This is a genomic window from Bordetella genomosp. 8, assembly GCF_002119685.1.
Lineage (GTDB): Bacteria > Pseudomonadota > Gammaproteobacteria > Burkholderiales > Burkholderiaceae_B > Bordetella_C.
Window position 1 is genome coordinate 4,711,322 of sequence record NZ_CP021108.1, and the last position, 21,193, is coordinate 4,732,514.

General features: G+C 66.0%; 21 protein-coding genes. 11 read left to right on the forward strand and 10 right to left on the reverse strand.

From position 1 onward, the window contains the following. Positions 1-141: 141 nt before the first annotated feature. From CAL12_RS21350 to CAL12_RS21360, 3 genes are read left to right on the forward strand one after another with little or no spacing between them, the layout of a single operon-like run. The gene (locus CAL12_RS21350) at positions 142-1,587 is read left to right on the forward strand and encodes a cytochrome ubiquinol oxidase subunit I (protein ID WP_086066452.1); all 1,446 of its coding nucleotides are present in this window, start codon (positions 142-144) and stop codon (positions 1,585-1,587) included. Positions 1,588-1,589: 2 nt separating this feature from the next. Then, positions 1,590-2,597 (forward strand): cytochrome d ubiquinol oxidase subunit II, encoded by a 1,008-nt coding sequence (cydB, locus tag CAL12_RS21355; RefSeq protein WP_086066453.1) that lies wholly within the window; start codon positions 1,590-1,592, stop codon positions 2,595-2,597. A gap of 19 nt (positions 2,598-2,616) precedes the next feature. Continuing rightward, a complete protein-coding gene (locus tag CAL12_RS21360) occupies positions 2,617-2,739 on the forward strand; it encodes a DUF2474 domain-containing protein (protein ID WP_086066454.1) in 123 nt (40 codons plus the stop codon). Here CAL12_RS21360 and CAL12_RS21365 read toward each other — a convergent pair. Genes CAL12_RS21365 through CAL12_RS21375 form a run of 3 tightly spaced genes read right to left on the reverse strand, consistent with a single transcriptional unit; the run spans position 2,736 to position 5,440 of the window. Further along, the gene (locus tag CAL12_RS21365) at positions 2,736-3,662 is read right to left on the reverse strand and encodes a polysaccharide deacetylase family protein (protein ID WP_198298289.1); all 927 of its coding nucleotides are present in this window, start codon (positions 3,660-3,662) and stop codon (positions 2,736-2,738) included. The genes CAL12_RS21360 and CAL12_RS21365 overlap by 4 nt on opposite strands. 52 nt (positions 3,663-3,714) lie before the next feature. Beyond that, positions 3,715-4,671 carry a tripartite tricarboxylate transporter substrate binding protein gene (locus CAL12_RS21370; RefSeq protein WP_086066455.1) on the reverse strand — a complete coding sequence of 319 codons (957 nt, stop codon included), beginning with the start codon at positions 4,669-4,671 and terminating at the stop codon, positions 3,715-3,717. A 13-nt stretch (positions 4,672-4,684) separates the two neighbouring features. Next, positions 4,685-5,440 carry a GntR family transcriptional regulator gene (locus CAL12_RS21375; RefSeq protein WP_086066456.1) on the reverse strand — a complete coding sequence of 252 codons (756 nt, stop codon included), beginning with the start codon at positions 5,438-5,440 and terminating at the stop codon, positions 4,685-4,687. Between the two features lie 431 nt (positions 5,441-5,871). On the opposite strand from CAL12_RS21375, the gene CAL12_RS21380 reads away from it, so the two are divergent. After that, complete coding sequence (locus CAL12_RS21380) at positions 5,872-6,339, forward strand: nuclear transport factor 2 family protein (protein WP_086066457.1); 468 nt, start codon at positions 5,872-5,874, stop codon at positions 6,337-6,339. A gap of 47 nt (positions 6,340-6,386) precedes the next feature. Further along, on the forward strand, positions 6,387-6,980 hold the full coding sequence (locus CAL12_RS21385; RefSeq protein WP_086066458.1) for a TetR/AcrR family transcriptional regulator: 594 nt from the start codon (positions 6,387-6,389) through the stop codon (positions 6,978-6,980). 87 nt (positions 6,981-7,067) lie between these two features. On the opposite strand, the gene CAL12_RS21390 is transcribed toward CAL12_RS21385, so the two are convergent. Next, on the reverse strand, positions 7,068-7,796 hold the full coding sequence (locus tag CAL12_RS21390; protein WP_086066459.1) for a FadR/GntR family transcriptional regulator: 729 nt from the start codon (positions 7,794-7,796) through the stop codon (positions 7,068-7,070). Positions 7,797-7,915: 119 nt separating this feature from the next. Between CAL12_RS21390 and CAL12_RS21395 the strand changes: the two genes are divergently transcribed. The 5 genes from CAL12_RS21395 to CAL12_RS21415 all read left to right on the forward strand — a co-directional run bounded on the left by CAL12_RS21395 (position 7,916) and on the right by CAL12_RS21415 (position 13,277). Continuing rightward, complete coding sequence (locus CAL12_RS21395) at positions 7,916-8,794, forward strand: fumarylacetoacetate hydrolase family protein (protein ID WP_086066460.1); 879 nt, start codon at positions 7,916-7,918, stop codon at positions 8,792-8,794. A gap of 114 nt (positions 8,795-8,908) precedes the next feature. Next, positions 8,909-9,889 (forward strand): Bug family tripartite tricarboxylate transporter substrate binding protein, encoded by a 981-nt coding sequence (locus CAL12_RS21400; protein ID WP_086066461.1) that lies wholly within the window; start codon positions 8,909-8,911, stop codon positions 9,887-9,889. 5 nt (positions 9,890-9,894) lie between these two features. Next, on the forward strand, positions 9,895-10,404 hold the full coding sequence (locus tag CAL12_RS21405; RefSeq protein ID WP_086066462.1) for a (2Fe-2S)-binding protein: 510 nt from the start codon (positions 9,895-9,897) through the stop codon (positions 10,402-10,404). After that, entirely contained in the window at positions 10,401-12,530 is a 2,130-nt protein-coding gene (locus CAL12_RS21410) for a xanthine dehydrogenase family protein molybdopterin-binding subunit (RefSeq protein WP_086066463.1), read from the forward strand. Before CAL12_RS21405 ends, CAL12_RS21410 begins: the two co-directional genes overlap by 4 nt. A gap of 51 nt (positions 12,531-12,581) precedes the next feature. Next, positions 12,582-13,277: a molybdate ABC transporter substrate-binding protein gene (locus CAL12_RS21415; protein WP_086066464.1), complete on the forward strand. Its 696-nt coding sequence runs from the start codon at positions 12,582-12,584 to the stop codon at positions 13,275-13,277. A gap of 74 nt (positions 13,278-13,351) precedes the next feature. Here the strand turns inward: CAL12_RS21415 and CAL12_RS21420 are convergent, their stop codons facing one another. Beyond that, a complete protein-coding gene (locus CAL12_RS21420; RefSeq protein ID WP_086066465.1) occupies positions 13,352-13,621 on the reverse strand; it encodes a hypothetical protein in 270 nt (89 codons plus the stop codon). A 47-nt stretch (positions 13,622-13,668) separates the two neighbouring features. After that, positions 13,669-13,911 (reverse strand): hypothetical protein, encoded by a 243-nt coding sequence (locus CAL12_RS21425; RefSeq protein WP_086066466.1) that lies wholly within the window; start codon positions 13,909-13,911, stop codon positions 13,669-13,671. A gap of 430 nt (positions 13,912-14,341) precedes the next feature. Here CAL12_RS21425 and CAL12_RS21430 point away from each other — a divergent pair, with 430 nt between their 5' ends. Next, the gene (locus CAL12_RS21430; protein ID WP_086066467.1) at positions 14,342-14,695 is read left to right on the forward strand and encodes a hypothetical protein; all 354 of its coding nucleotides are present in this window, start codon (positions 14,342-14,344) and stop codon (positions 14,693-14,695) included. Positions 14,696-14,756: 61 nt separating this feature from the next. Here CAL12_RS21430 and serS read toward each other — a convergent pair whose 3' ends face one another. From serS to CAL12_RS21450, 4 genes are all read right to left on the reverse strand, one after another. Next, positions 14,757-16,103, reverse strand: a complete 1,347-nt coding sequence (gene serS, locus CAL12_RS21435) for a serine--tRNA ligase (RefSeq protein WP_086066468.1) — start codon at positions 16,101-16,103, stop codon at positions 14,757-14,759. Between the two features lie 47 nt (positions 16,104-16,150). Beyond that, positions 16,151-17,491: a replication-associated recombination protein A gene (locus CAL12_RS21440; protein WP_086066469.1), complete on the reverse strand. Its 1,341-nt coding sequence runs from the start codon at positions 17,489-17,491 to the stop codon at positions 16,151-16,153. Between the two features lie 171 nt (positions 17,492-17,662). Further along, on the reverse strand, positions 17,663-19,768 hold the full coding sequence (locus CAL12_RS21445) for a site-2 protease family protein (RefSeq protein WP_086066470.1): 2,106 nt from the start codon (positions 19,766-19,768) through the stop codon (positions 17,663-17,665). A 10-nt stretch (positions 19,769-19,778) separates the two neighbouring features. Continuing rightward, positions 19,779-21,155, reverse strand: coding sequence for an efflux RND transporter periplasmic adaptor subunit (locus CAL12_RS21450; RefSeq protein WP_232464590.1), 1,377 nt, complete (start codon positions 21,153-21,155; stop codon positions 19,779-19,781). Positions 21,156-21,193 lie beyond the last annotated feature (38 nt).

Genomic DNA, 21,193 nt, shown 5'->3' on the forward strand with positions numbered 1-21,193 from the left:
TCAACCGCGCCAACTGCGTCAACGGCGCCAACTGCACCGTATCCCGACAGGGGGTACTGAGCCTGTACCGCCGCCCGACGGCGGCGGTATGCTGGGCGCCACCACAACCGCGGGCCGGCACGCGTCCCGGAGGAAACAACCATGTTAGGCCTGGATGCCTTGACCCTGGCCCGGATACAGTTCGGGTTCACCATTTCCTTCCACATCATTTTTCCGGCGATCACGATAGGCCTTGCCAGTTATCTGGCCGTGCTGGAAGGGTTGTGGCTGGCCACGCGCAAGACGCTGTACCGCGACCTGTACCACTACTGGTTGAAGATCTTCGCCGTGAACTTCGGCATGGGCGTGGTGTCGGGCCTGGTGATGGCCTATCAGTTCGGCACCAACTGGAGCTACTTTTCGACCTTCGCGGGCGGCATCACCGGTCCCTTGCTGGCCTACGAGGTGTTGACGGCATTCTTCCTGGAAGCGGGCTTCCTGGGCGTCATGTTGTTCGGCTGGAATCGCGTGGGCCCGGGCCTGCACATGCTGTCGACTGTCATGGTCGCCATCGGAACGCTGATATCCGCCACCTGGATACTGGCATCCAACAGTTGGATGCAGACCCCGCAGGGCTACGAAATCATCGACGGCCGCGCCGTCCCGGTGGATTGGCTGCAGGTCATCTTCAATCCCTCCTTCCCCTATCGCCTGGCGCACATGGTGGTGGCCGCCTACCTGAGCACCGCGCTGCTGGTCGGCGCCAGCGCCGCCTGGCACCTGCTGCGCGGCCAGGGCACGCCGGCGGTGCGCAAGATGTTGTCCATGGCCTTGTGGATGGCATTGCTGGTGGCGCCCGTGCAGGCCCTGATCGGCGACATGCACGGCATCAACACGCTGGCGCACCAGCCCGCCAAGATCGCCGCGATCGAAGGCCACTGGGAACAGCCCGCGCCCGGCGCGGGCGCGCCGCTGCTGCTGTTCGGCATACCCGACATGGCCGAACAGGAAACCCGCTACAAGCTGGAAGTGCCGCGCCTCGGCAGCCTGATCCTGACGCACTCCTGGGACGGCAAGGTGCCCAGCCTGAACGAGTTCGCGCCCGCCGACCGCCCCAATGCCACCGTGGTGTTCTGGACGTTCCGCGCGATGGTGGGACTGGGCGTGCTGATGATACTGCTGGGCGTGTGGGGGCTGTGGCTGCGGCGCGGACAGCGGCTGTACACGCAGCGCGGCTTCCTGCGCTTCGCCTTGTGCATGGGGCCGGCGGGCCTGGCCGCCATCCTGGCCGGCTGGATGACCACGGAAATCGGGCGCCAGCCCTGGGTCGTCTACGGGGTGATGCGTACGGCCGACGCCGTATCGCCGCATGGCGCCGGCCAGTTGGGCTTCACGCTGGCACTGTTCGTCGTCGTGTACTTCGTGGTGTTCGGCGCGGGCGTGGCCTATATGCTGAAGCTGATCCGCAAGGGGCCGCAAGGCGACCACGGCGACGCGCCCCCCGATGGCGGGCCGGGCGAGGAGCACCACGCCATGCGGCCGCTGTCCGCGGCGTCAGACGACACGCGCCCGCCGGCCGCCGCATTGGCATCGGCATCGGGGAGCTGAACATGGGTATCGATCTTCCGCTGATCTGGGCCGTCATCATCCTGTTCGGCGTCATGATGTACGTGATCATGGACGGCTTCGACCTCGGCATAGGCATCCTGTTTCCCTTCTTCCCCGCCAAGGAAGACCGCGACACCATGATGAACACCGTGGCGCCGGTGTGGGACGGCAACGAAACCTGGCTGGTCCTGGGCGGCGCCGGGCTGCTCGCCGCCTTCCCGCTTGCCTACAGCGTGGTGTTGAGCGCGCTCTACCTGCCCATCATCCTGATGCTGATCGGCCTGGTGTTTCGCGGCGTCGCCTTTGAGTTCCGCTTCAAGGCCAGCGACGAGCACCGGCACTGGTGGGACAAGGCCTTCATCTGCGGTTCGGTGCTGGCGACGTTTTTCCAGGGCGTGACCCTGGGGGCGTACATCGGCGGCATCAAGGTGGCCAACGGCGCTTACGCCGGGGGTGCCTTCGATTGGCTGACGCCGTTCAGCGTATTCACCGGCATCGCGCTGCTGGCCGCCTACGCCCTGCTGGGCAGCACCTGGCTGGTGATGAAGACCGACGACACCCTGCTGGCGCGCGCCCGCGCCATGGCGACGGGCTCGGCCTGGGCCGTGCTGGCCGCCATCGTGGTGATCAGCGTCTGGACCCCGCTGCTGGATCCGGGCATCGCCCATCGCTGGTTCAGCCTGCCCAACCTGTTCTATTTCGCTCCGGTGCCGCTGCTGGTGCTGGCCTGCGTGTACCTGCTGGTCAGGACCGTGCGGCGCGACGCGCACGCGGCGCCTTTCGTCTGCGCGCTGGGATTGGTGTTCCTGGGCTATACAGGCCTGGGCATCAGCGTGTGGCCCAACGTCATCCCGCCGGGCGTGTCGATCTGGGATGCGGCGGCGCCGCCACAAAGCATGGGATTCGCACTGGTGGGCGCCCTGCTGATCGTGCCGGTCATCCTCATGTACACCGCCTGGGGGTACTACGTCTTCCGCGGCAAGGTGCGGCGCGGCGAAGGCTATCACTGAGGCGGCCCGACGGAATCCCATGCGTATCTGGAAACGACTTGCCTGGCTGATCGTCATCTGGGCCGCCAGCGTGGCGGTCCTGGGCGGCGTCGCGCTGATCGTGCGCTGGATGATGAGCGCCGCCGGCCTCACCCTGCACTAGGCCTTACCGGGCGGGGGCAGCGGCTCCATGGCCCTGGCGAAATCGCTCTGGACGTAGTGCTCCAGGATTTCACGGCCCGTGGCCAGCCATACGCCTTCATGGCCACAGATATATTCCAGTGCCGCGTCCAGCGCGCCTATGCGGTGCGGCAGCCCCGTCACGAAAGGATGCACCGCGATCGCCATGACCCGTCCCGATGTCTCGCCTTCGCGGTACAACACGTCGAACTGGCGCTTGATCATGGCTTCGAATTCCGGCACCGACACCTTCATGTCGTAGTAGGCCGGCACATCGTTGGTCTGGACGCTGTAGGGTATGGACACCATGCGCGGCGAGCCGACTTCCATGGTGTAGGGCTGGTCGTCGTTCACCCAGTCGCAGACATAGCGGATACCCGCTTCGGACAGGTATTCCAGCGATCGCCAGGTTTCCGACAGCGCGGGTCCCAGCCAGCCGACCGGGCGGGTGCCGGAGGCCTTTTCGATGCGGTCGACCATGTCGAAGATCGCCTGCCGCTCCTGCTCGGCGGGCATCTCGTCCAGGCGCACGGTATTGGTGATGCCGTGCCCCAGGAATTCCCAGCCGCGGCGCACGGCCTCGGCGATGATTTCCGGATGCTGGTCGCACACCTCGCTGTTCAAGGCCGCGCTGGCGCGGATGCCGTAGCGGCTCAGGGTATCCATCAGCCGCCAGATGCCGACGCGGTTGCCGTAGTCGCGCAACGACCAGTTGCGCACATTGGGGACGTGGGCGGTGTCGCGCGGGACGCGTTCGTTCTGCCGGCCGGGCATGACGTCGTCCAGGCCGAAGAACTCGACATTGGGGTTCACCCACAAGGCCACGCGGGCGCCATTGGGCAGCGCGAACCGGGGGCGGGATGGCATGGGGATATAGGGAAAAGGGCCGTAGCGGCGGGGCTGCATGAATATCCTTGACTTGTGCTGGGGTCGATCGGCTGGGGTCGATCGGCTGGGATCACTCGGCCTTGATGCCGGCCGACTCGATGACCTGGTGCCATTTGGCGGTCTCGGCCTTCAGCATGGCGTCGAACTCTTCCGGCGTGTCCTTGACGACGTCCTGCCCCATGGCGGCGAACGTCTTCTGCACGTCCGGGCGGTCGAGCACCCTTTGCAGCGCGGCATTCAACTGGTTGATGATGGGCGACGGGGTGCCGGCGGGCGCCACGATGCCGTTCCATGTGATGGCGGTATAGCCCTTGAGCCCCGCTTCCATCATCGTCGGCACGTCGGGCAAGGCCGGCGATCGCGTCGGGCCCGTCACCGCCAGTGCGCGCAGCTTGCCGGCCTTGACCTGCGGCACCGCCAGCGGCAGGACGTTGAACATCATTTGGACCTGCCCACTGATCAGGTCGGTGGTGGCGGCAGGCCCCCCGCGATACGGCACGTGGGTGAGCTTCACCCCGGCGTCGCGCTCGAACAGCGCGCCGGCCAGGTGCAGGGACGTGCCGATGCCCGAAGACGCATAGTTCAATTCGCCCGGATGGCGCTTGGCGTAATCGATGAGGTCCGCGACGCTATACACCGGCAGGGCCGGATTCACCACCAGCACGTTGGCCACGCTGCTGACCATCCCGACGGCCTTGAAGTCCGTGGCGGGATCGAAGGGCAGGTTCTCGTACAGGCTGGCGTTGGTGGCCAGGCCCGGGGCGGCCATCAGCAGCGTATAGCCATCGGGCGCCGCCTTCGCCACGATATCCATGCCCAGGTTGCCGCCCGCGCCCGGCCGGTTGTCCACGATGACGGGCTGGCCCAGGTCTTCCGCCAGTCCTGGCGTCACGGTGCGCAGCACGACATCCGCGCCGCCACCGGCGGGAAAGCCCAGCACGATCCTGATCGGGCGGTCCGGGTAGGCGTGGGCAATACTGCTGCATACCGCCAGGCACAGCAAGGCGATCAGGCGACGCGCTTTCATGACTTCTCCCTGTTCAGGTAGCGGAAGGTCCCGCGTCCGTACGCTGAGGCGGCTCCCAGAAAAACTCGGAGGTGTACTGGTACCGGTCTTCCCGGAAGAAATTGTCGGTCCAGCGGATGGGACGCCCATCCTGCAAGTACGTGGAAGCCTGGACGTGCATGACGGGATCGCCCAGGCCGATGTTCAGGAGGTCCGCCACATAGGTTTCGGCGCGCGACACGGAAATGGTGTGCACGCTTTTGGCGACCTTGAGGTCGAAGTCATTCCACATGATGTCGTGCAGGCTGCGCAGCGGGAACTGGTCCATCGCGCCTTGCATGATGGCCGGCAGATAGCTTTCCACCACGGACAGCGGCTCGCCGTCCAGGTAATGAACGCGGATCAGCCTGAGGATGGGCTCGCCTTCGTTCAAGCCCAGGAACGCGGCGATCGCCCCGCGCGCCGCCGCCATTTCCATGGAAACCACGCGCGGATCGCTGGCCAGGCTTGCATGCAATGGGTCCGACAGATTGCTGACATATTTGCTGCGCGACGGCTCGCCGACGCGGCGTGTGCCCACGCCGCGCTGGCTGCTCAACAGCCCTTCGCGCTTGAGCTGGCTGAGCGCATGGCGCACGGTGGTGCGGCTGACGCCGAATTCGCGACAGAGCGCCTGTTCCGTCGCCAGATGGTTGCCCTGACCCCATTCCCCAGCCTCGATCCTGCGGCGTAAAACCTGCGCGATCTGGTGATAGATCGGCACCCCGGCCGATAAAGTATGCGTCGACATTTGTATTGGCTTTATAACGATCGGTCCCACACAATGCCGCAAAAATACCCGACACGCTACTCAAAAGCCAAGCTCGATAATGCGATCGAAGAGAAATCTCGCGTTACCGCAGCCACATGCCTGGCGCCCCCGAGATTGTCGACATTTCGGTGTGTTGCGAAACGATGATCCGTCTCGCAAAGTCTACCCGCGCATCCCTGCCGATGTGCGCGGATGACAGAATTCAAAAGCACAACGCCAATGCGCATCCGATGAGGGCGCCGGGCGGACACCATCAGCTAAGGAAATCGAGCTTGCGTCATCTTGTACTGCACGGTACAGTACGTACCAATCGGTACAGACGATGCGCTATCGTTTGATCCAGATCAATTGAGGCATGCGCCGACGCATCCTCTTACGCCGTTTCGGCATACTCCTCGTCCAGGTGCGCCATGACCACTCGTCCTCCGCTTCCGCCCTTTTCCCATGAATCCGCCGTGCAGAAAGTCCGCCTCGCCGAAGACGGATGGAATAGCCGCGATCCGGCCAAGGTATCGCTGGCCTATACGGAAGACACCGTATGGCGCAACCGTGCCGAGTTCGTCAATGGGCGGGCGCAAGTCGTCGAGTTCCTGACCCGCAAATGGCGCAAGGAGCTCGATTACCGGCTCATCAAGGAACTGTGGGCGCACGACGGCAATCGGATCGCGGTGCGCTATGCCTACGAATGGCACGACGACTCGGGCAACTGGTATCGCTCCTACGGCAATGAGAACTGGGAATTCGACGACGCGGGCCTGATGCGTTTCCGTCATGCCTGCATCAACGACCTGCCGATCCAGGAATCGGACAGGAAATTCCATTGGCCGCTGGGCGCGCGCCCCGCCGACCATCCGGGATTGAGCGACCTGGGACTTTGACCACGACACGGAGGCGCCAAGGCCCGGCGCCCCGATTGCGAGCACCCATGCCAAGAACCTTTGCGGAACGCAAGGACGTCGTCTCCGTGCTGGCCGAAGTATTCCGCCATTATGGATACGAAGGGGCCAGCCTGGCCCGCATCACCGAGGGCACCGGCCTGGGCAAAGGCAGCCTGTATCACTTCTTTCCCGGCGGCAAGGAGGAAATGGCGGCCGCCGTCCTGGCGCATATCGACGATTGGTTCCAGCGCAATATTTACGCGCCGCTGCGCCAGGCGCCGTCCGCCGCCGACGGCGTGGCGGCGATGTTCGACGAAGTGTCGCGCTACTTTTTGTCGGGCAGGAAGGTTTGCCTGGTCGGCGTGTTCGCACTGGGCAATGAACGCGATCGTTTCGCGCAGGCCGTGTCATCGTATTTTCGCGATTGGACGAATGCGCTGGCCGCGGCGCTCGACAAGGGCGGACTGCGCGGCGCGGCGGCGCGCGACCTGGCCGAAGAGATGGTCGGCGGCATACAGGGTGGGCTGGTGCTGGCGCGCGCGTTGGACGATCCGCAGGTCTATGTCCGCATGGTGCGGGGCTTGAAGGAGCGCGCGCTGGGCGCACTGCCGGCGGCCAGCGCCAGGTCGACGCGGCGCTGACCGGGCGGCGCTCCTCGCTTCCGGGCGCCGCCCCCCAGTAGACGCGCCGGTGTGGCGGATGTCGCCGGCACGGCCGCCCTCCGGTTGCTATTCCCCGAACAGATTGCGCTGGATCTGGTCCAGGTGCTCGATCATCAAGGCAGTGGCCTGGCCCGCATCGCGGTCGCGCAAGGCGTCCACCATCGCGCGATGCTGCTGTTCGTATTGCGCGCGACGCGCCGGGGTCAGGGAATTGCGCTTGAGCCGCCCCCATTCGCCCTGCTCCCGCACCTTGTTCATCAACTCCAGGATCCGCATGAAAAAAGCATTGTGCGTGGCCACGGCGAAGGCCTTGTGCAAGGCTCCGTCCCAATATTCGAAGTCATCGATGCTCGACGCGGCTTCGGACTGCTCCAGGCATTCGGCCATCATGGCGAAGTCGGCCGCGGTGGCGTTGCGCGCGATCATGCCTGGCAACAGGGGCTCGATCAGGCGGCGCGCCTCCATCAGTTCGGCGGGGCTGACGTTGCCATCGAGATGCGGCAAGGCATGCTCGCGCGCCATGGCTTCCGCCTGTTCCGACACGAAAGTGCCGCTGCCGACTGATTGCGTGATCAGGCCGCGTTCGCGCAGGTCCGACAGCACGCGCCGCACCGAGCCCCGGGAAGCGCCAAAGCGCGTGCTGAGCTCGCGTTCCGGCGGCAGCTTCACACCGGCCCTGAGCCGTCCGCCCAGGATCTCGTCGCGCAGGTAGCGCGACAGCGCCTTGGCGCCCGGCGAACGCAGGGCCGCTTCTGCTTCCCCGTCCCCGGCCTGCGCGGTAGTCTTGATATCCATGCGCGGAGCATAAAGAAACAGGACCAATTGGTCAATATTTTTTGCTAATCGGTCTTGCGCTGGGCCCAAATTGGTTCTACATTACGGCCTGTTTTGACCAATTGGACTATGGAGTCGCCATGAAATTTGCCCAGCTTTCCCTTCAGGGGCAGCGTACTATCGCCGTTGTGGACACCGACAAGGGCCAGTTTTGGCCGGTTTCCGAACTCGTGCCCGGCTTTGCGGGCGACATGGTCCAATTGGTCCAACAGTACGAACAACTGAAGTCCAAGCTGGTGCCGACCGGCGCCGGCAAATCGCTGGACCAGGCCAAGGTGCTGGCCCCCATCGACCAGCCCCGCCGCAACATCTTCTGCGTGGGCAAGAACTACCACGAACACGCGGCCGAGTTCAGCAAATCCGGCTTCGACAGCAGCGCCAAGGAAGGCGAACACGCGCCGGAAGCGCCGGTCGTGTTCACCAAGCCGGCAAGCACGGTCATCGGCCCCAACGACAAGATCCCCCCGCACAAGGAAGTCACGCAGCAGCTGGACTACGAGGTGGAACTGGCCATCGTGATCGGCAAGCCCGGCCGCGGCATCAAGAAGGCCGATGCCTTCAAGCACATCTTCGGCTACACCATCGTCAACGATTTCACCGCGCGCGACCTGCAGAAATTGCATCGCCAATGGTTCCTCGGCAAGGCGCTGGACGGTTTCTGCCCGATGGGGCCGTACGTGGTGACCAACGACGAACTGGACGCCACCAACCTGGACGTCAAGTGCTGGGTCAACGGCGAGCTGCGCCAGAATTCCAATACTTCCCTGCTGATTTTCGACATCCCCACCCTGATCGAAACGATCTCGGCCGGCATCGAGCTGCAGCCGGGCGACGTCATCGCGACGGGCACCCCGGCGGGCGTGGGTATCGGCTTCAATCCGCCGAAGTTCGTCAAGTCGGGCGACGTGATGCGCATGGAGATCCAGGGTATCGGCGTGCTGGAAAACGCCGTCGCCTGATACTCGCGCGCAAGAACAAGAAACGAGAAACGGCATATCGCGGCGCCTTGCGATGAGGCGCCGCCCCTTGCCGGGCACACAAGCAAGCACGATGCATCCTTTCTGGAGACAAGAATGAAAACCTTCCTGCGCGGCCTGACGGTCGCGGGCCTGTTCGCCTGCGCTGCGCTGGGCGCGAACACCGCCTCCGCCGCGGGGCCCTACCCCAATCATCCGGTCACCATCATCGTGCCCTTCGGCGCGGGGGGATCGGCCGACGTCTACGCCCGCGTGCTCGCGCAGCACCTGGGCCAGGAAACCGGGCAATCGTTCGTCGTCGAGAATCGTCCTGGCGCGGGCGCGGTGATCGGCACGCAGTACGTGGCCAAATCCGCTCCGGACGGCTACACGCTCTTGATGATGTCGAACACGCAGACCGTCAACGAAACGCTGCTGAACAACCGCCCCTACGACCTGATGCGGGACTTCACGGCGGTGGCGCCGGTGAACGAAGCGCCGCTGGTGCTGGTCGTGCGGGAAGGCTTGCCGATCCAGAGCGTGCAGGACCTGATCAAGGCCGCGAAGGCCAAGCCGGGCCAGCTGAACTATGCATCCTCGGGCACGGGCACCCCGTACCATATGGCGGGCGAGCTGTTCAAGAGCCTGGCCGGCGTGAATATCGTGCACATCCCTTACAAGAGCAGCGGCGGTGCGCGTACCGACGTGCTCGGCGGGCAGGTCGACATGATGTTCGACGCCGTCAGCACGATGACCGACCTGATCCAGACCAAGAAGGTGCGCGCGCTGGCCACGACCGGCAACGAGCGTTCCAACGTGCTGCCCGACGTGCCGACCATGGCGGAAGCGGGCGTGCAGGGCTACACCGCCACCATCTGGCTGGGCCTGCTCGCGCCGAAGAACACGCCCAAGGACGTGGTGGACTTCCTGAACGCGAAGATCGCCAAGATCGTCAGCGATCCGCAGATCACATCGGTATGGGCGAAGAGCGGCGTCACGCCGATGAAGATGTCGCCCGAGCAATTCACCGACTTCCTGAAGGGCGATATCGACAAGTGGGGCAAGATCGTCAAGTCGGCGAACATCAAGGTGGATTGATCGCCATGCCGGAAGCAAGCGCCGATCATGCCGCCATCGCCTTCACGCTGAACGGCCGGGCCACGACGCTGCGCGTGGACGGCGACCGGCGGCTGCTGGATGTACTGCGCAACGATCTTGACCTGAAAGGCAGCCACTACGGCTGCGGGGTCGGCGAATGCGGCGCCTGCTTCGTCCTGCTGGACGAGCACGCTGTGCCGGCCTGCGACACCCCCATGTGGGCGGTCGCGGGCAAGCGCGTGGTGACCTCCGAAGGCCTGGGGACGCCACGGGACCCACACCCATTGCAGGCGGCCTTCATCGCGGAACAGGCGGCGCAATGCGGCTACTGTACGTCCGGGATGCTGGTCGCCGGCGCGGCCCTGCTGCATCGCTGTCCTCAGCCGTCCGACACGCAGATCCGCGAGGGCATGGAACGCAACCTGTGCCGCTGCGGCACGCAATTGCGCGTCATCAAGGCGATACACCGCGCGGCCGACGGCATGCCGCGCGCCCGACAGGACGACGGACAATGACGGCCCTGCCCCCCAGCCTGCAGGCGAACAGCCGCCTTTCGACCTGGCTGCGCGTCGATGCCGAAGGCTATGTCGAAGTGCGATCCGGCAAGGTGGAGATCGGCCAGGGCATATTGAGCGCCCTGGCGCAGATCGCCGCGGAAGAACTCGACGTGGCGTTCGAGCGCATCCGCATGGTAGCCGCCGACACGTCGCTCAGTCCCGACGAGGCCGTCACTTCCGGCAGCCTGTCCATACAACACTCGGGATCCGCCTTGCGGCATGCGTGCGCGCAGGCCCGGGCGCTGATGATCGACAAGGTCGCCCAACAGACGGGCCTGCCTGCCGCCGCGTTGACCGTGGCCGACGGCGTCATCCAGCACGACGGACGCAGCCTGGCCAGCTATTGGGACCTGGCCGGGGATGGCCTGCTGGATTGCGCGGCGCGGCCGGGCATCGCGCCCAAGAAGCGAGACAACTACCAGGTGGTGGGCACGTCGCGGGCGCGCGCGGATATCGCGCAGAAGGTCTTCGGCGAATTTCGTTTCATCCATGATCTGGTGCTCCCGGACATGGCGCACGGCCGCATGATCCGGCCGCCTTCGCCGGACGCCGAGTTCCTGGAGTGGGACGCGGACACGGTATCGCAATGGCCCGGGGTGATCGCCGTGGCGCGCGACGGCTCGCTGATGGGCGTGGTGGCGCGGACCGAAGCGCTCGCGGAACGCGCCGCCGGCGCGCTGGCCAGATCCGCGCGCTGGCGCGAACGCGCCACGCTGCCGGACGTGGATGACCTGCCCGCCTGGCTGAAGTCGCTGCGTTGCGTCGACTTGCAGCTCGGTGACGCGGCGGCCGCCCCGCCGCACGCCGGCGCCCCCCTGCGGACCTTGCGCGCCGCCTATACCAAGCCTTTCATCAAGCACGGCTCGATCGGCCCATCCTGCGCGCTGGCGCTGGCCGGCGACGGCAGTCTGGAAGTCTGGAGCCACACGCAGGGCATCTTCAACCTGCGCAAGGACCTCAGCCTGGCCTTCGGCTTGCCGGAGGACGCCATCGTCGTACGGCACGTGCAAGGCGCCGGCTGCTATGGACACAATGGCGCGGATGACGTCGCCTACGACGCCGCATGGCTGGCCCGGCGCTGCCCGGGGCGGCCCGTGCGCGTGCAATGGTCGCGCACGGACGAACTGAACTGGTCGCCGCATGGTCCCGCCATGGCGATCGAGTTGCGCGCGGACGTCGGCGAGGACGGCCGCATCTTCGCGTGGCGCCATGAACTGTGGAGCCCGGGCCATGGCCTGCGGCCGGGCCGTTCGGCGACGCCGACATTGCTGGGATCGTGGTATCTGGAACAGCCGTCCGAACGGCTGCATTCGGTCGATGCGCCGCGCGCCGCGGGCGGCGGCGCCGATCGCAACGCGGACCCGATCTATCGTTTCCCCAGCACCGACGTGCTGTGCCACCGCGTGCTGGATGTGCCGCTGCGCACCTCGTCGCTGCGCGCCCTGGGCGCCTACGGCAACGTTTTCGCCATCGAGTCATTCATGGACGAACTGGCGCGCGCCGCGCAGGCCGATCCGCTGGACTATCGGCTGGCCCACCTGGAAGATCCGCGTGGCGTGGCGGTGTTGCGCCGCGTGGCGCAGATGGCCGGATGGGAAAGCCGCGTGGACCCGCGCGGCGAAGGCAACGGCCGCGGCCTGGGCTTCGCCCGGTACAAGAACACCGGCGCGTATTGCGCCGTTATCGCCGACGTCGAGGTGCAGGAGCAGGTGCGCGTGCGGCGCCTGTGGATCGCCGTGGACGTCGGCCTGGTGATCAATCCCGACGGCGTACGGCAGCAGATCGAAGGCGGCGCCCTGCAGGCGGTCAGCTGGACCCTGATGGAAGCCGCGCGCTTCGACCGCACGCGCGTACTGGGCGAAAACTGGCAGGATTACCCCATGCTGCGTTTCTCGCAGGTGCCGGAGGTGGAAATCGCGATCGTCCAGCATCCGGGCGACGACTCCGTCGGCGCCGGCGAAGGCTCGCTGGGGCCCACCGCGGCGGCCATCGGCAATGCCGTGTTCGATGCGCTCGGCGTGCGGGTGCGCGACCTGCCGCTGACTTTCGACCGCATCGTCGCCGCCATGGAAGACGCGGCCTGACCCGATACGCCATCATCGCGTGAATACGCCCACTCGCTACAAAGGACATCGATGAAACTGAACCTCTTCAGCGGCGGCGCCGCGAAAGCCGTCGTCACCGGCCTGCAGGCCGAATTCGAACAACGCCATGGCGGCACCCTGGCCGCCAGCTTTGGCGCCGTCGGCACCATGCGCGACAAGCTGCTGGCGGGCGAGCCGTGCGACGTGATCATTCTTTCCGACGCGCTGATCAAGGAACTGGAAAAGCAGGGCCACGTCGTGGCCGGAAGCGCTCGCCCGCTGGGCCGCGTGGAAACGGGCGTGGCGGTGCGCACCGGCACGCCGCCGGTGGGCGTCGCCGACGGCGCGGCGCTGAAAGGCACGTTGGCCGCCGCGCGCGGCCTGTACGTTCCGCACCTGAAGCAATCCACCGCCGGCCAGCACATCGCCGACGTGCTGCGCAGGCTGGGCCTGGACCAGGTGCTGGCCGACCGCATCCACGAATATCCCAACGGCGCGGTCGCCATGGGCGAGCTCGCCAAGACCACGGGCGACAATATGGTGGGCTGCACCCAGGTCACGGAAATCCTCTACACGCCGGGCGTCACGCTGGTGGGGGAACTGCCGAAGGAATACGGTCTCAGCACCGTCTATACCGCCGCCTGCTGCAGCAAGGCCGGCGATCCGGCCCGGGCCAGGGAGTTCGTCGAAGCGCTGGGCGGCGGCGATACGCTGGCGCTGCGCAAACAGGCCGGATTCGTGGTGTAGCACCGCGGCGCCCGTCGCCTCGCAAGGAATCGGCGCGAGCCAGCCCCCTTGATGCGGCGGGCCTGCTGCTCGGCTTATTTGTGTAGCAGCCTGCGCATGGCCAGGGCGGCGGCCGCGCTGATCACCAGCGTGAACATGATGGTGGCGACGGCCAGCATGGGCGCCTGGTCGGCGAAATCGCTGGTGAGTGTGAAGAACAATACGGCGGCGCCGTTCACGACGGCGATGACCGCGCATCCAGCCAGGGTGTTGCCGATCCGACCGGCGCGGGCGCAGAAAGCGCCGCCCAAAATGGCAATGGCCACCACGGTGGCCATTCCCCAGAACAGGTTTTCATAACCCATCGCACCGCCGCCTTCGGTCGAAAAGCGGCAGTGTAGCGGGCAATTGCTCAGTTGCGCGAATACTCGGGCTCGCCGTTGTAGCGCACGCCGCGGATGCCTTGGAAAAGCTGGCGGCAGTTGCGCTCCGCTTCGTCCTGGGACGTGAAGATGGGGCCGCCGGCCATGGGCCAGCATTTCTCCGGTGCGTTCACGCCGACCTTGCGAGTCCACACCTGCACGCGGTATTTGCGATCTTCGTCCGCGGCCACCGCGCAACGCACCCGAAAGCCATTGACCATACGAGTTTCCATGTGAACTCCCTAGACTGTTTCGAGACGCCGGGATGGCATCCATTTGAGCGGCATTGTGCCGTGCGGAATAGGACGCCTTTATTGCGCCAAAGAAACCAAAAGCGATAAACATTTTCCGAGTACGAATGGCATTTGGCCTTGGGGAGGCGCCGCCCGCCCCAGGCGCTCGCCCCGGCTTTGTAAACAGGTGTTAAGGCCTCGGCGCTGCATATGTAGAGCACAGGTGTTTCATCCAATTTCGCGCGAGGCGCTATGCCCTTGCAGGCATTACACAAAATTCCCCAAGTACCTAAAAAAACATGAATCGGCGCCGGCGATGTAGCGGTTTGTCGCCTTTTCATAAGACTAAACGAAGGTGTCCAGCCGAGTTTTCCCTGAAAATAGAGTCGTCATTGATCCCGCTGCCACGGCAGCAAAGCGCAGGTACATCATGTTCAAACGTTGGATAGTTACCGGCCTCGGCGCCGCCGCACTGCTGGCCTCTGGCGTCGCGCTGGCTCGCGTGGACGTGGGTATTTCGATCGGCGTGCCGCCGGTGGTCATCGGTGCGCCGGTCTATGCGGCACCCGCGCCGGTCTACGCGCCCCCCGCGCCGGTGTACGTGGCGCCTCCCGCTCCGGTCTACGTCGCGCCGCCGCCGGTGGTGGTCGCGCCGCGTCCGGTGTACGTGGCGCCCCGTCCCTACTACTACCCCCGCCCGTACTATCACGGCGGCCCCCATTACTACCGTGAAGGCTGGCACGGCGGCCGCGGCCCCCACGGCGGCCCGGGACACCATCGCTGATCGGTCCTGAAAATAAAACCCGCCTAGGCGGGTTTTATTTTTGAGGGCGGCAACTACCGGGTCAGGGGCGCAGCTCCGATATGCCCCCCATATATGGCCGCAAGGCCTCCGGGACCACGACGCTGCCGTCGGCCTGCTGGTAGTTTTCCAGCACGGCGACCATCGCCCGGCCTACCGCGAGGCCGGACCCGTTCAAGGTATGCACGAACTCCGGCTTGCCCTGGGCATTGCGGAAGCGCCCCTGCATCCGGCGAGCCTGGAAGTTTTCGCAGTTCGACACGGACGAGATCTCGCGCCAGGTATTCTGCGCCGGCAGCCAGACTTCAAGATCGAAGGTCTTGGCCGAGTTGAAGCCCATATCGCCGGTGCACAGCAGCATGACGCGATAGGGCAGGCCCAGCAGCTGCAGGACGCGCTCGGCATGGCCGACCATCTCGTCCAACGCATCGTAGGATTTCTCCGGCTGCACGATCTGCACCATTTCGACCTTGTCGAACTGGTGCTGGCGGATCATGCCGCGGGTATCGCGGCCGCCGCTGCCGGCTTCCGATCGGAAACACGGCGTGTGCGCCGTCAGCTTCAGGGGCAGGTCGGCCTCCGCCAGGATGGCGTCGCGCGCCACGCTCGTGAGCGTGACTTCTGAAGTGGAAATCAGGAACTGGTCTTCGCGCACATAAGGCTTGCCGTGCTCGTCTTCGCGCGGACCATCGTCGGCGCCGCCCTTGGTCACCCAGAACATATCGTCCTTGAACTTGGGCAACTGGCCGACGCCGTACAGCGTCGAGCTGTTGACGATATAGGGCGTATAGCACTCGGTATAGCCGTGCTGGCCGGTGTGCAGGTCCAGCATGAACTGCGCCAGCGCCCGATGCAGGCGGGCGATCTGGCCGCGCATGAAGGAAAAGCGTGCGCCCGACAGCTTGGCGGCCGTATCGAAGTCCAGGCCCAGCGGCTCGCCGACGGCGACGTGGTCCTTGGGCTCGAAACCCAGCGGCGGGGGATTGCCGTCCGCCCCGGCGGCGCCGGGCAGCCAGCGGCGCACTTCGACGTTCTCGTCGCTGGACGCGCCCACCGGCACGCTGGGATGCGGCAGGTTGGGCACCACGCGCAGCAGCTCGGTCAGCTGTTCCTGGACCTGGGCCAGGTCTTCTTCCAGCTGCTTCAGGCGCGCCGGCAAGGCCTGCGATTCCGCCATCACGGCGCTGGCGTCTTCACCCTTGGCCTTGAGCTGGCCGATCTGCTTGGCCAGGGCATTGCGGCGTGCCTGCAGGGATTCCGTTTCGGTCTGCACGGACTTGCGGCGCGACTCCAGCGCATTGAAGCGCTCCATGTCGAATTGCACGCCACGGGTCTTGAGCCGGTCGACGACGGTTTGCAGGTCTTTGCGCAGCAGGGTGGGGTCTAGCATGATTCTCTGGAAGACGGGGTTGCGGGGCCGGGCCGCCGTGCGGGGCCCTAGCGTTTGCCGGACTTGGCCTGGGCGTCCAAATCGCGCAGGAAGGCCAGCTTCTGCTGGATTTTAGCTTCCAGGCCGCGATCGGTCGGCTGATAGAAGGTGGGATTCAGGCCATCGGGGAAATAATGCTCGCCCGCCGAGTAGCCGTGCGGCTCGTCGTGGGAATAACGATAGGCGTGGCCATGCCCCAGTTGCTTCATCAGCTTGGTCGGGGCATTGCGCAGGTGCATGGGTACCGGCGCGCTGCCGTTTTCGGCAGCGTAGCGGCGCGCCGCGTTGTAGGCGTTGTAGACGGCGTTGGACTTGGCCGCGCAGGCCAGGTACACGACCGCCTGCGCCAAGGCCAGCTCGCCTTCGGGCGAACCCAGACGCTCGTAGATGTCGGCGCCGTTCAGCGCCAGCTCGGTGGCGCGCGGGTCGGCCAGGCCGACGTCCTCGATGGCCATGCGCACGATGCGGCGCGACAGGTAACGCGGGTCCGCGCCGCCGTCGATCATGCGGGCGAACCAGTAAAGCGCGGCGTCCGGGTCGGAACCCCGCACCGACTTGTGCAGGGCGCTGATCTGGTCGTAGAAGGCGTCGCCGCCCTTGTCGAAGCGCCGCAGGTTCTGCGACAGCGAGGTTTCCAGCCATTCGGCGTCGACCACGTCGCGGTGCGCCGTGCGAGCGGATTCGGCCACTACTTCCACCGCGTTGATCAGGCGACGCGCATCGCCGTCGGCCCAGCCGGCCAGTTGCTCCCGCGCGCTGTCGTCGAAGCGCATGGCTTCCGCCTCGGGTACGCCGGCATTCAGTTCGACCAGCGCGCGATCGATCAGCTGCATCAGCTCTTCCGCGGTCAGCGATTGCAGCACATAGACCCGGGCGCGCGACAGCAGGGCGGAATTGACCTCGAAGGAAGGGTTTTCCGTGGTCGCGCCAATGAAGGTGAACAGGCCGCTTTCGACGTAGGGCAGGAAGGCATCCTGCTGCGCCTTGTTGAAGCGATGCACCTCGTCGACGAACAGGATGGTACGGCGGCCCTGGCCCTGCGCGACCTGGGCGGACGTCACGGCCTCGCGGATGTCCTTGACGCCCCCCAGCACCGCCGAAATGGCGATGAAATGCGCGTCGAAGCCATCGGCCATCAGGCGCGCCAGGGTCGTCTTGCCCACCCCGGGCGGTCCCCAGAAGATCATCGAATGCGGGCGGCCGGACTGAAAAGCCACGCGCAGCGGCTTGCCCTCGCCCAGCAGGTGCGACTGGCCGACGACATCGTCCAGGGTGCGCGGGCGCAGGCGTTCGGCTAGCGGGATATGGGCCCGCTGCGCCGGGTCGGCGGCGAACAGGTCGTTGCTCATGGGATGGAAAGAGACCGAATCGAGAAGGTATTACACCAGATATGGAGGCGCCGACGCCTTTAGCCAAGTCGCGGACGGTCCTGCGACCGGTCCGCGCCTGGATAAAGCGTTGCGGCGATGCCTCCGGCCAGGCGGCATTGCGCGAGTTCCGGCACCCGCCTCAAAGGATCCTCAGAACCCGATTTCCCGGTGCAGCACCGCCATTGCGCTGCGCAGATAGCGCCAGCTTGGCACGGCCCATTTGCCGAATACCACGACCGTGCCCCGCCAGGCATGCTGGGTCGCGGTCGCGTCCGTGGAGAGCACTTTCATGCTCACGCGATAGATGGGGCGTTCCGGATAGAACTGGCCGTTCTTTTCCCGCGCCACCACGCTGCCGCCGAACAGGTTGGACAGCTCCGGCTCGGGCAAGGTCCGGCTAGTATCGCGATCGATGCCAGTGATCTCGATGCGGGCGACGGGCCCCTCGGGCGTGTCGGAGTAGAACTTCCCGGTATCGCCGACGGCAATCAGGTTCAGCTCATCCTCGTCCAGGTAGGCGATCGCCATCTGCCCCTGATTGGAAACCAGGCGGGCCAGCGGTTCCTGCCTGGCCATCCACACCCCTGGCCGGGCCTCCGGATTCACATCGGTAAGGACGCCCGCGAAAGGCGCCACCGGCACGTAGCGCGCGGCGTCCGCGTCCACCGCCGCGACTTCGGCTTCGGCCGCCCCCAGCTGTTCCCGCGATACCTGCAGTTGGCTGCGTTGCTGCTTGTCGAAGGACGCGGCGGAGGTTTGCCAGCGCAGGCTTTCGATACGGGCCAGGGCGCTTTGCCTGCGCGCGTCGAGATCGGGAGAAGACAGCCGCAGCAGAACCTCGCCAGGCTCCACGCGCTGTCCATCCGCCACCGGCATGGCCTGGACCCGCGCATGGGTGGGCGCATAGAGCACCAGTTGATCCGAGGGGCGCAGCAACGCGCTGACGGCGACACGGCTGGGCCAGGGCATGCACAGCAAGAGCGCGAGCCCCAGCGCGGCCATGGCGCTGTGGCGGGCCCGGCGGCGCGCCCGGATCGCCGGCCAGCGCCTGCGCCAGGCTTGCAGTTCGCGCAACAGCGGCAACAGCAGGAACCAGCCGATTTCCACGGCGAAAAGCAGGATGCCAACCGCCTTGATGAAGAAGGCATACACCAGGGCCGCGATACCCAGGAAAATCACCAGCCGATAGATCCAGGTCGCGTAGGCGAAGAGGATCAGGCCGGCCCGGCGGTGGCGGGGGAAATACTCCGGTGGCGGCTCGCCAAGGGCGAACAACCGTTCGCGCAGATCCCAGCGCGCCAGCGCGAACGCACGGGCATGCAGATTGGGCATTTCCAGCCAGTCCGATAGCAGGAAGTAGCCGTCGAAGCGCATGAACGGGCTTATGTTGATGGCGATGGTCGCAATCCAGGTGGTGGTGCAGAGCAGGAATGCCAGCGATTTGGCGGTGCCCTCAGGCAGCACTGCCCAGGCCCAGGTGGCCCAGGCGGCGACGATCAGTTCCGTCGCCACGCCGGCGCCCACCACGGCCAGCCGCTGGCGCCGTCGCGTCAGCCGCCAGACATCGTTGGTGTCGGTGTAAGCCACCGGCCACATGACGAGAAAAGCCACCCCCATGGCAGGGACCTTGCAGCCCAGTCGCTTGGCGGTCACCGCGTGGCCCAGTTCGTGCAGCGTTTTGACCGCTGCCAGCGTGACGGCGTAGCTGGCCAGCCCGGACCAGGAGATGGTATCTACGAGCGTGGCGGTGAAACGGTCCCACTGGCGATACACCTCGACCCATCCCCAGCCCAAGGCCGCCAGCGTGAGGCAAAGAAATGCGCGCGAATAGAAAAAGGACAGGCGCGGCGCCCATCGGGCCAGCCAGGCATCCGGCTTGAAGAGCGGTATGCGAAAGAACAGATAGTTATGCAGTAGCCAGGTCCCAAATCCGCCTCGACGCCGGCGCAACTGCCGCGCGTAGTCCGCGGCGGCGCCGGGTTGGGGCCTGAGCAACTCATTGTCGCGCAGGAAGGCGACGACGTCGGCGACGTCGTCGTGCCCAGCCTGCAAGGTGGTTTCGCGGCTGACGGCCGCCGCGAGCGCGGAAGGCTCGCCCAAGTGCCAGCGGCTCAGGATCTCGAATGTGGGCCAATCGATCTGGAAGAACCTGTTCCGCACCGGATCGTGCAGCGTATGGCTGGGCTGGCCGTCGGCCAGCACCGGACCCGGCATCAACGCGAGTTCCTCGCGCAGCAGGGGCAGGAGGTTCTTCATGGGGGCCGCCTCATAACCCGACGTGCTGCCGGATGGTGGCCAATGGGCGGCGCAACATCCAATAGACCAGCGGCACCCGGTCGCCGACCAGCTTGGCGGTGCCCTTCAGCCCCACTCGCTGGCCGGCGGCACCGTCGATGCGGGCCCGCACGCGGTAGGCGTAGCTACCGTCGGGACGAGGCACGGCGTCATGGGCGACGTAGCGCAAGCGCGCCGACACCGAGTCCAAGGGCGCGGAAGCAAGATAAAGCTCGACCATGGCCTCACTCTTCAGCGGGATCGCATCGCCGATGGGCAGCCACGCCTCGACTTCCACGTCGTCCGGCGCGGCGATGCGCATGATACGTTCGCCCGTCTGCACAGGCTTGCCTATCCATTCGCTGGGATCGTCGAAGAGCGCGATGCCGTCGCGCGGCGCGGTCACACGGGACCGCTCGAACTGACCGCGCGCGTAGTCGGCCTCGGCCTGCTTTTCTTCGATCTTGCCGCTCAGGATGGCCAACTGCGCCTTGGATTTGGAATCGGACAAGGCTTGCTGGGCGTATTGCCGGTATTCAGCCTGCGCCGCGGCCAGCGCCTGCCTGGCGACTTCCAGTCGTGTGGCGATGGGTGCTTCATCGAAGTTGAACAGCGCCTGGCCAGCCTTCACGAATTGATTGGGCTGGACCTGGAATTGTGCGACCACCCCGTCCACGGGAGCGCGGATAACCGCAGGATCCGCCGGCACCAGCTCACCCGGCGCGAGCACGGACAAGCGCACCGGACAGCACAGTATCGCCAGCAACAGCGCGGCAACCCAGGTACATCGCTGTCGCCACCAAGGTTTGCCGGGCTCGCGCTCGACCACGGCTTTGGCGGTAACCCTGGCGCGCTGCCAGGACCACCCCGCGGCGGCGCCCTGCCCGCGCCAGGCGTGATGCCAGGCGCTGACCCACTCCACCATCAAGGCAATGGCCTCGTCGGACCATGGAACGTCGGCCGCGAGAAACAAGCCGCCGCCCCCACCTTCGCGGGGGCGCCCACCGAAGGGCAGCCACAAGCCGTACGACGGCAGCCACTCCGTCCATTCGTCGGCCAGGGCGTCCGGCAAATCGGCGGCCGTGACCGGCATCGCGGACGCGGACCGGTCATGCAGGACGCGGCAAACCTTCGCCAGCCATTGTGCGTACGGGGCATTGGCTTCGGGCTCCACGACGCCGGACAGCGATTCCAGGCCCTTATCGGCCAGCCACAGCGCGCCTTGCCGGTACGGCGCCAGGGCATGGGAATCATTGACGATCATGAAGGCGAGCTCGATCGCGCTGTCCGCCGCGCGAGCGCGGCGGCACAAATCGAGCAGCACCAGCAGGGGATGTGCGACCGAAGGCGCCTGCGCCGCGACGGTCACGGCCCTTGCCTCCGAGAGGACGCGATCGACGTGGCTAG

Bases quoted from the DNA above. Each gene is read 5' to 3' on its own strand.
- CAL12_RS21350 (WP_086066452.1), top strand. From the start codon at position 142: ATGTTAGGCCTGGATGCCTTGACCCTGGCCCGGATACAGTTCGGGTTC.
- cydB (WP_086066453.1), top strand. From the start codon at position 1,590: ATGGGTATCGATCTTCCGCTGATCTGGGCCGTCATCATCCTGTTCGGC.
- CAL12_RS21360 (WP_086066454.1), top strand. From the start codon at position 2,617: ATGCGTATCTGGAAACGACTTGCCTGGCTGATCGTCATCTGGGCCGCC.
- CAL12_RS21365 (WP_198298289.1), bottom strand. From the start codon at position 3,662: ATGCAGCCCCGCCGCTACGGCCCTTTTCCCTATATCCCCATGCCATCC.
- CAL12_RS21370 (WP_086066455.1), bottom strand. From the start codon at position 4,671: ATGAAAGCGCGTCGCCTGATCGCCTTGCTGTGCCTGGCGGTATGCAGC.
- CAL12_RS21375 (WP_086066456.1), bottom strand. From the start codon at position 5,440: ATGTCGACGCATACTTTATCGGCCGGGGTGCCGATCTATCACCAGATC.
- CAL12_RS21380 (WP_086066457.1), top strand. From the start codon at position 5,872: ATGACCACTCGTCCTCCGCTTCCGCCCTTTTCCCATGAATCCGCCGTG.
- CAL12_RS21385 (WP_086066458.1), top strand. From the start codon at position 6,387: ATGCCAAGAACCTTTGCGGAACGCAAGGACGTCGTCTCCGTGCTGGCC.
- CAL12_RS21390 (WP_086066459.1), bottom strand. From the start codon at position 7,796: ATGGATATCAAGACTACCGCGCAGGCCGGGGACGGGGAAGCAGAAGCG.
- CAL12_RS21395 (WP_086066460.1), top strand. From the start codon at position 7,916: ATGAAATTTGCCCAGCTTTCCCTTCAGGGGCAGCGTACTATCGCCGTT.
- CAL12_RS21400 (WP_086066461.1), top strand. From the start codon at position 8,909: ATGAAAACCTTCCTGCGCGGCCTGACGGTCGCGGGCCTGTTCGCCTGC.
- CAL12_RS21405 (WP_086066462.1), top strand. From the start codon at position 9,895: ATGCCGGAAGCAAGCGCCGATCATGCCGCCATCGCCTTCACGCTGAAC.
- CAL12_RS21410 (WP_086066463.1), top strand. From the start codon at position 10,401: ATGACGGCCCTGCCCCCCAGCCTGCAGGCGAACAGCCGCCTTTCGACC.
- CAL12_RS21415 (WP_086066464.1), top strand. From the start codon at position 12,582: ATGAAACTGAACCTCTTCAGCGGCGGCGCCGCGAAAGCCGTCGTCACC.
- CAL12_RS21420 (WP_086066465.1), bottom strand. From the start codon at position 13,621: ATGGGTTATGAAAACCTGTTCTGGGGAATGGCCACCGTGGTGGCCATT.
- CAL12_RS21425 (WP_086066466.1), bottom strand. From the start codon at position 13,911: ATGGAAACTCGTATGGTCAATGGCTTTCGGGTGCGTTGCGCGGTGGCC.
- CAL12_RS21430 (WP_086066467.1), top strand. From the start codon at position 14,342: ATGTTCAAACGTTGGATAGTTACCGGCCTCGGCGCCGCCGCACTGCTG.
- serS (WP_086066468.1), bottom strand. From the start codon at position 16,103: ATGCTAGACCCCACCCTGCTGCGCAAAGACCTGCAAACCGTCGTCGAC.
- CAL12_RS21440 (WP_086066469.1), bottom strand. From the start codon at position 17,491: ATGAGCAACGACCTGTTCGCCGCCGACCCGGCGCAGCGGGCCCATATC.
- CAL12_RS21445 (WP_086066470.1), bottom strand. From the start codon at position 19,768: ATGAAGAACCTCCTGCCCCTGCTGCGCGAGGAACTCGCGTTGATGCCG.